The 2,655-nt window shown below is 73.0% G+C and carries 2 protein-coding genes; both read right to left on the reverse strand.

Features of this window, described 5'->3' with window-relative positions:
• A partial coding sequence (locus ACY45C_RS17885; RefSeq protein WP_462188708.1) for an MFS transporter occupies positions 1-581 on the reverse strand: 581 nt, incomplete at its 3' end.
• 521 nt (positions 582-1,102) lie between these two features.
• A partial coding sequence (locus ACY45C_RS17890; protein WP_462188709.1) for a rhodanese-like domain-containing protein occupies positions 1,103-2,655 on the reverse strand: 1,553 nt, incomplete at its 5' end.

A 2,655-nucleotide genomic window follows, 5' to 3' on the forward strand; every position in this document is an offset into this window, starting at 1 on the left:
CGCGCGTCGCGGTGCATCTCGGCCGGGCGCATCATCCGCAGACCCACCACCGTCGCGAGGTAGCTCACGGCGTTGAACATCATGACCGGGCCGACGCCGAAGCCGCTGATCAACGGGCCAGCGACGGCTGGGCCGACGACCCGGGCGACGTTGAAGTACGCCGCGCTCAGCGCCGACGCGTTGGGGAGGAGTTCGGCGCCGACCAGTTCGCTCACGAAGGCCATCCGGGTCGGCATCTCGACGGCGTTCACGAGGCCGAGGCCCAGTGCGAACAGGCAGATCTGCCACAGCCGGACCGTGCCGGCTAACACCAGCAGCGACAGCGCCAAGGCGAGCAGGCCGGAGGCCAGGTTCGCGACGGTCAGTAGCCGGCGTTTGTCGTACCGATCCGCGAGCTTTCCGCCGTAGAGGGTCAGCAACAGCATCGGGGTGAACTGCAGGGCGGTCACGAGGCCCAGGGCTGTTCCCGAGTCGCCGCTCAGCGAAAGGACGAGCCAGTCCTGGGCCACGACCATCATCCAGGTTCCCGTCACGGACAACACCTGGCCACCCGCGAAGAGCCGGAAATTGTAGACGGACAAGGAACGGAAGGTGCCCTTGATGATGGTCTTCTCCTCGGGACGACGAAGTCATGAAGCGGGCAGCACGCCCGGCCCCACTGCCCACATCGACAATGATGGGGCGAGCGGCCGAGGCTGTCCCCGTTCTCGTGTTCTCGCCGTTGGGACTGTTCTCACCATCGGTAGCGATTCTCGCCATCGGAAGCGATGGGAAGAGCGGAGCGTTAGCGGCGGCGTCCGGGTCCAGCCTCGTCCGGGTCCCGCCTCACCTGACGGCGGGATGATGTCCCCGTCCGTAGTCCGGCAGGGGCCCGGGTTCTCGGCTGCATCCGGCGCTCCACTCCCGCCAGCCGGTACACGATCATGGACGGCGAGTTCTGGGGAGCGCGGCGAGTTCTGGGGAGCAGGGAACGGTCCAGGGGTTGCAAACCGTGCCCAGGTCCCCAAAATTCGCCCGGCCCCGGCCCCGGCCCACCGTGCGAGAAGCGGCGTTCCTGACGGCACCGATCGCGGTGACGGCGGTGACGGCGGCGGTGATGGGGTCATTGCGGACCCGTGGCGACGGGCCGGTCGGGGTCGGACGACCAGGCCGACCAGGAACCCGGGTACAGGGCGGCGTCGATGCCGGCGACGGCGAGCGCGGCGATCTCGTGGGAGGCCGTCACTCCGGACCCGCAGTACACCCCGACCGGCCGCGACTGCCCGTCGGCCCCGTTCCCGTCGGCCCCGTTCCCGCTGCCGACGCCGAGGGCCGCGAACCGGGCCCGCAGCTCGTCCCGGGGCAGGAACCGGCCGCTCGCGTCGAGGTTCTCCCCCGTCGCGGCGCTCACCGCTCCCGGGATATGGCCGGCGCGCGGGTCGATCGGTTCCACCTCGCCGCGATACCGCTCGGCCGCGCGGGCGTCGAGGAGGATACCCTCGCGGGCCACCCGGGCGGCGCCGTCCGCGTCGAGCACCGGCAGCTGACCGGTGTGCAGGACGATGTCGCTGGGCGCCGAGATGATCTCCCCGGTCTCGAGCGGGAACCCGGCGTCCCGCCAGGCCGCGAGTGCCCCGTCGAGGATGCGGACGTCGGCGACGCCCGCCCAGCGCAGCAGCCACCAGGCCCGGGCTGCGGACAGCCCGCCGACCGCGTCGTAGACCACGACCGCACGCCCGGCGGTCAGTCCCCAGCGCCGGGCGGCCTGCTGGAGGTCGGCGAGCTCGGGCAGCGGATGCCGCCCGGCGGTCCCGCCCGGTGCGGCGGCGAGCTCGGTGTCCAGGTCGACGTAGACCGCGCCCGGCAGGTGGCCCTCGCGGTAGTGATCGTGCCCGTGCGGGTCACCCAGCGCCCAGCGGACGTCGAGCAGCAGCGGTGGGCCGGGCGAGAGCAGCTCGTCGTGCAGACGCCTCACGTCGACGAGGACCTCCCCGAGCGCCGCGCCGGCACGCGTCCCGCCGGCATCCGGGGCCACGTCGGCGTAGGGGACCACACCGGCAGGTGCCGAGGCCACGCCGGCAGGTGCCGAGGCCAGCAGGGCGGCGAGGTCGGCCTGGTCGAATCCGCCCGGCGGTATGCCGGTGCGCGCCGCGGTGGCGATCCGCCGCTGCACCCCGGCGTTGACCGGTGCCGCCAGCCCGTGCAGGCGGGCCAGCAGCACGATCTCGCCGTTGAGGAAGTCCGACTCGACCGACCCGCCCCGCGCCAGGCTCTGCCAGGTGGAGCTGCCCTCCCGGGAGAAGCCGGGGATCTCGTGCAGAACGAGGCCGGACAGGTCGAGCCCGTCGTCCGGACGGACGCCGGCGGTCTCCACGCCGGCCGCGGCGAACACCCGCCGCGCCTCCTCGACCAGCGCGGCAGCCGCCGCGTCGCGCAGCTCGCTCGGGGCATAGATCGCGTCGAGGTTATAGGCCAGGTTGCCCAGCAGCTTGCCGGCCTTTCGTCGGTCGATGTCCGCGACAACCGCGACGGCGAACGAAGCTCGGCGCAGGTCGGCCGCGACGGCCTCGGCGGTCGGGTCGTCGACGGCGCCACGAGGGGCGCGGCCCAGGTAGAAGGCCGCCGCGAGCGGGGCCGCCGGGGACACGACCTCGCCGGGTCGCACGTGCGAGGAGG

Source organism: Frankia sp. CcWB2 (assembly GCF_977927585.1).